The 4,416-nt window shown below is 48.5% G+C and carries 4 protein-coding genes; 1 reads left to right on the top strand and 3 read right to left on the bottom strand.

What is annotated here, in order from left to right; genetic code table 11:
- Positions 1 to 1,700 (top strand): aldehyde ferredoxin oxidoreductase family protein (locus PHU49_15015; GenBank protein MDD5245318.1); only part of this gene is annotated, 1,700 nt, incomplete at its 5' end.
- A gap of 94 nt (positions 1,701 to 1,794) precedes the next feature.
- On the opposite strand, the gene PHU49_15010 is transcribed toward PHU49_15015, so the two are convergent.
- The 3 genes from PHU49_15010 to PHU49_15000 all read right to left on the bottom strand — a co-directional run bounded on the left by PHU49_15010 (position 1,795) and on the right by PHU49_15000 (position 4,199).
- Positions 1,795 to 2,775, bottom strand: coding sequence for a TRC40/GET3/ArsA family transport-energizing ATPase (locus tag PHU49_15010; GenBank protein MDD5245317.1), 981 nt, complete (start codon positions 2,773 to 2,775; stop codon positions 1,795 to 1,797).
- 28 nt (positions 2,776 to 2,803) lie between these two features.
- The gene (locus tag PHU49_15005; protein MDD5245316.1) at positions 2,804 to 3,727 is read right to left on the bottom strand and encodes a TRC40/GET3/ArsA family transport-energizing ATPase; all 924 of its coding nucleotides are present in this window, start codon (positions 3,725 to 3,727) and stop codon (positions 2,804 to 2,806) included.
- A 202-nt stretch (positions 3,728 to 3,929) separates the two neighbouring features.
- Complete coding sequence (locus tag PHU49_15000) at positions 3,930 to 4,199, bottom strand: hypothetical protein (protein ID MDD5245315.1); 270 nt, start codon at positions 4,197 to 4,199, stop codon at positions 3,930 to 3,932.
- Positions 4,200 to 4,416: the final 217 nt, after the last annotated feature.

Here is a 4,416-nt window from a genome sequence, read left to right as displayed (position 1 = left end):
CCGATGAGGTCTTTGAGAACTACCTTGGCGGCAAAGGCCTTGGTGTTTACCTGCTCCTGAAAAGGTGCAGACCAGGGATAGACGCTTTCTCACCGGAAAATCCATTTATCATTACCCTGGGTCCGATCAGCGATACGAATATCTGGGGATCGAGCAGGTATGGTGTCTTTACAAAGGCCCCCCTGACCGGTATCTTCTCGGAGTCCTATTCCGGCGGCAGAGTAACGGAGCCGATAAGCAGGACCGGCCATGATGCGATAATCCTCGAAGGGGCGTCCGTCGGGCCTGTTTTCCTGGAGATAGACGAAGAGAAGGTTTTCTTCCATGACGCCTCGGATATATGGGGATTAGATTCATACCGGGCGCAGGATCTGATCACGGAAAAGGTGAAGAGAAAAGACGCAGGGGTGCTTGTTATAGGCCCTGCCGGGGAGAACCTTGTGAGGTTCGCATCGGTGGTGAATGACTACTGGCGGTGCGCCGGAAGAACGGGTGTGGGGGCGGTTCTCGGCTCGAAAAAGGTGAAAGGTCTTGCGTTCCACGGAACGAAAAGGCGGGAGGTCGCCCAAGGGGAAACTGTCGAAGGTTTCCGGAAGGAATGGACAAAGAAGGGGAAGATCCATCCCTATGCCCAACCGTATAAGATCTTCGGCACGCCGGGCCTCGTTTCTGCTGTCAATAACGCTGAAGCATTTCCGACGCGGTACTGGTCAGAAGGTGTCATGGAGGGCTGGAAGAATATCAGCGCTGAAACGCTCCACACAAAATTTTCCGTGAAGCGAAGGGCCTGCAACAGATGTTTTCTTGCCTGCGGCAGATTAACGACTGTAACAGAAGGAAAATATAAGGGGCTCACCATTGATGGTCCTGAGTACGAGACAATCTATGCCATCGGCGGGCTTTGCCTCATCAAAGACCTCGGAGAGATCATCTACCTCAACGACATATGCGACAGGCTCGGCATTGATACCATTACGGCAGGCAACCTTGCAGCTTTTACAATAGAGGCATTACGGAAAGGGAAGATCACCGGGAAGCTTGACTACGGAGACGCTGAAGGCATTGCATCGCTATTTCATAAAATAGCCCGGAAAGAAGGTATAGGGGCTGTTCTGGCAGAGGGTGTGCGCCATGCGGCGAAAGAATGGGGCCTTGAGGATTTCGCGATCCATGTAAAAGGGATGGAGCCGGGCGGATATGATCCGAGGATATTTAAAGGTATGGGACTTGCCTACGCTACGTCCGACAGGGGAGGGTGCCACATCCGTTCCACCTTTTTCAGGGCAGAGGCCTCAGGGATGATACCCGCCGATCAGATAGAAGGCAAGGCGGAGATGTTTCTTGATTTCGAAGACAGGCTGATTGTCCATGATGCCCTTATCATGTGCAGGTTTTACCGCGACATTTATCAGTGGAAGGAACTCCTGGAGATGGTAGGGATGACAACAGGCATGGGTCTTACAAAGGATCAGCTAAGAAGGATTGCGTCGAATATCCAGACTGCAACGCGTATCTTCAATATGCGGGAAGGGGTTACAAGGGCGGATGATACGTTACCGAGGCGTTTTTTCGAGGAGCCCATCGGATCGAAGAACAGCGTCATCACACGTGAGGACCTTGAGAAATTAAAAGACGATTATTACAGGCTCAGAGAATGGGACGAAAACGGCATCCCGGTAAAAAAGCCGCCGTGCATTTAGCCGTGCATTTAATAGGTCCAATAGTCCTATAAGACCTATTTTTTGCTCTCTGCTCTAAGCTCTCCGCTCTCTGCTCTAAGCTCTCCGCTCTCTGCTATGCAAAGAGATGATCGACCATGCGGTTGATCATCTTGTTGCCTTTTACCTCAGTCTCGAAAAGCGGTATCACGGCCCTCACCCTGTCGCCGAAGATCTGCCAGATCTCTTCCATGTGTTCATCCTGCATCTTGACCCTGTTGAGAACAAATTCGGACGCGTCTTTGCTGACCTGGTCTTTCTGGATGATACCGTTCACAACGACACCGCCGACGGGGATGCCGAATTCATAGAACCAGTTGATAAACCTCGTGATAACAGCGATGGGAAGGCTTTCCGGCAGTGTTGCGAAGAAGAATGCCGTAAGCTGGTCATTGGTGAGAAGGCTCTGTGCCTTTGCCATCCTGTCTTTGAAGCCAATAAGGTAGTCCATGAGAGGGTCTGCCTCGTTCTTCTTGGAAAATGAGAGCATCTCCCTGAGCGATTTGGCCTCTTCCCTGCTCTTCAGCATCTTTTCTACCCAGAGAGAATAGACCTTTGACATGCCGAGGAGTCTTCTTGCGTTTGCTGTTGGGGCTGTATCGAATACATAGAAATCATATTTATCTTCGAACATGATGTCTGTCATGTTCTCGAACATGGCGGATTCTTCAAAAGCCGGGTTCATCGTTGCCGACTCTACAAAGTCATCTGCCTTTGTTGTAAGGTCGGCAAACCTGAGAAACCAGTTTATCTTCTCGCGGATCTCTTGTTTTGACCGCTCTATCGTATCCTTTGTATCGATCTCAAAGGCGAAACACCTGTCATCGTCACAGACAACAGCCGCCTTTCCAAAGACATCCTTTTCAAAGAGGTTAGAAAGGCTGTGGACAGGGTTTGTGGAAGCGAGGAGGGTCCTCTTGCCCTGCTTGGCAGACCATAACGCTGCTGTGCCGGCCATAACAGTCTTGCCGACACCCCCTTTTCCCCCGAAAAAGATATATTTGAGATTCGGGTGATCGTTCATGTATTTTGTCATGCTAATTGTGATTTGGTCCATGTGAGACTCCTTGTTTATGAGAATGACCTCAAAAAAACATCTTATCTGCGAGCTTTTCGATCATACCAAGACCGGTAACATCCCGTTCCATTTCCGGAACAGAGGCGAGTATCTGATCTTTGAAAACCTCATCAATGACCTTAAGGTACTTATCCTGCATAATAAGCCGGTTTTTGAGATACTCCGGTATCTTTTGGGTCTTCAGCTCGGGAGGCAGAACACGGTTAATAATATATCCGCTCAGCGGGACATCGAATTTCGCAAAGAGCTCCGCTGCCTTAAGCGTATCATTGATTATCATTTGTTCCGGTGTTAAAACGAAGAAAAAGGCGGTCTTTTCTTTGTCTGTCAGGATGCCTGACGATTTATTGATCCGTTCCTTGATGTAGAGAAGCTCATTGAGGATCGCATCCTCGTCGAGCTCCTTGTCACGGCGTATGACGGCCGCGACCTGGTCATATTCACGCATCTGCTGGCGGAGATTGGTGATCTTGTCTATCCATTCATCGTATACCGATGCCATGCTCAGGTAATACAGCGCGTGGCCTAAAGGTACGAGGTCATAGATATAGTAATCGTACCCGCCATGGACAACGATGTCGACGACCTCATCAAAGATGGCGCTCTCTTCCATTGCAGGCTCCGCTGCAGCTGCCTGGATATAGCTCTCGATCTCGTCAGGGATTTTGTCCATGCCGTACATGTCGATGATCTTTTTTCGTATCTCCTGCTGGTATTCCCTGACCCTGCGGTCAGCATCGATCTCCTGGGCATAGAGATTCGGCATGATCTCTGTCGGTCCTTTTCCGAATATATCCTTTTTGAATATATCGCTCAGAGATGCCTGCGGGTCTACGGAAAAAACGAGAACACGTTTTCCCTGTTTCGCGAGATAGTAGGCAGTAGCCGCAGAAAAGGTTGTTTTACCGAGTCCGCCTTTCCCACCGAACATAATGTAACGCCGTTCCGGAAATTCATCAAAAATTTTTACTAATGAAATGGGAACCACCCCCTTGTTAGAATTTCAAATTTCAAATTTCAAATTTCACAGCACTTCTTTATCTTAGAATTTCAAATTTCAAATTTCAAATTTCACAGCACTTCTTTATCTTAGAATTTCAAATTTCAAATTTGAAATTTGAAATTCAGGTGCATTAAGCCAATCCGTCTGTTAAGTCTTTTTCTTTCAGCATCCTCCGCTTCCATGTTGAGATCTGAGGAACAACATAGGGTAAGAGGCGCAAAGAGTAATAAGGCGGGAGGATCGGTACCCCGAGCATATCACCCATGGTAATGAGGATAAAGAGGTGTTCCATGCTCGCCCGTGACTTGAGGGCAAAACGCGCCGAGTCATGTGCCGCAACGCCATATACAAATTCTTTCACTGCACTGAAAAAACCACCTTTTTTCTTTTCTTCTGACATATTACCTTTCTCCTTGAACTTTTCTTGTTAAAGGTTACAGGCCTCAGGCAACAGGTTATAAACCTGTGTTGCCTGAGGCCAAAGATTCGCTATTATGCTTTCGCTGCCGCTGCAGCCTGGGTTTTTATTATCGTCCTGTATCGTCTCAATGCCTTCATTCCTTCCATACCCAGGATAAGGGCGGCGATGACGAGAAAGAAACCAACGAGACCCATCA

Source organism: Syntrophorhabdaceae bacterium, from assembly GCA_028713955.1.
In the GTDB taxonomy this organism is placed as follows: domain Bacteria; phylum Desulfobacterota; class Syntrophorhabdia; order Syntrophorhabdales; family Syntrophorhabdaceae; genus UBA5609.
Note: the sequence above shows the minus strand (reverse complement) of the source record. Positions and strands in the feature narration are given on the sequence as shown.

Excerpts from the sequence above, each read along its gene's own strand:
- PHU49_15010 (MDD5245317.1), bottom strand. The coding sequence starts at position 2,775 with ATGGACCAAATCACAATTAGCATGACAAAATACATGAACGATCACCCG.
- PHU49_15005 (MDD5245316.1), bottom strand. The coding sequence starts at position 3,727 with ATGTTCGGTGGGAAAGGCGGACTCGGTAAAACAACCTTTTCTGCGGCT.
- PHU49_15000 (MDD5245315.1), bottom strand. The coding sequence starts at position 4,199 with ATGTCAGAAGAAAAGAAAAAAGGTGGTTTTTTCAGTGCAGTGAAAGAA.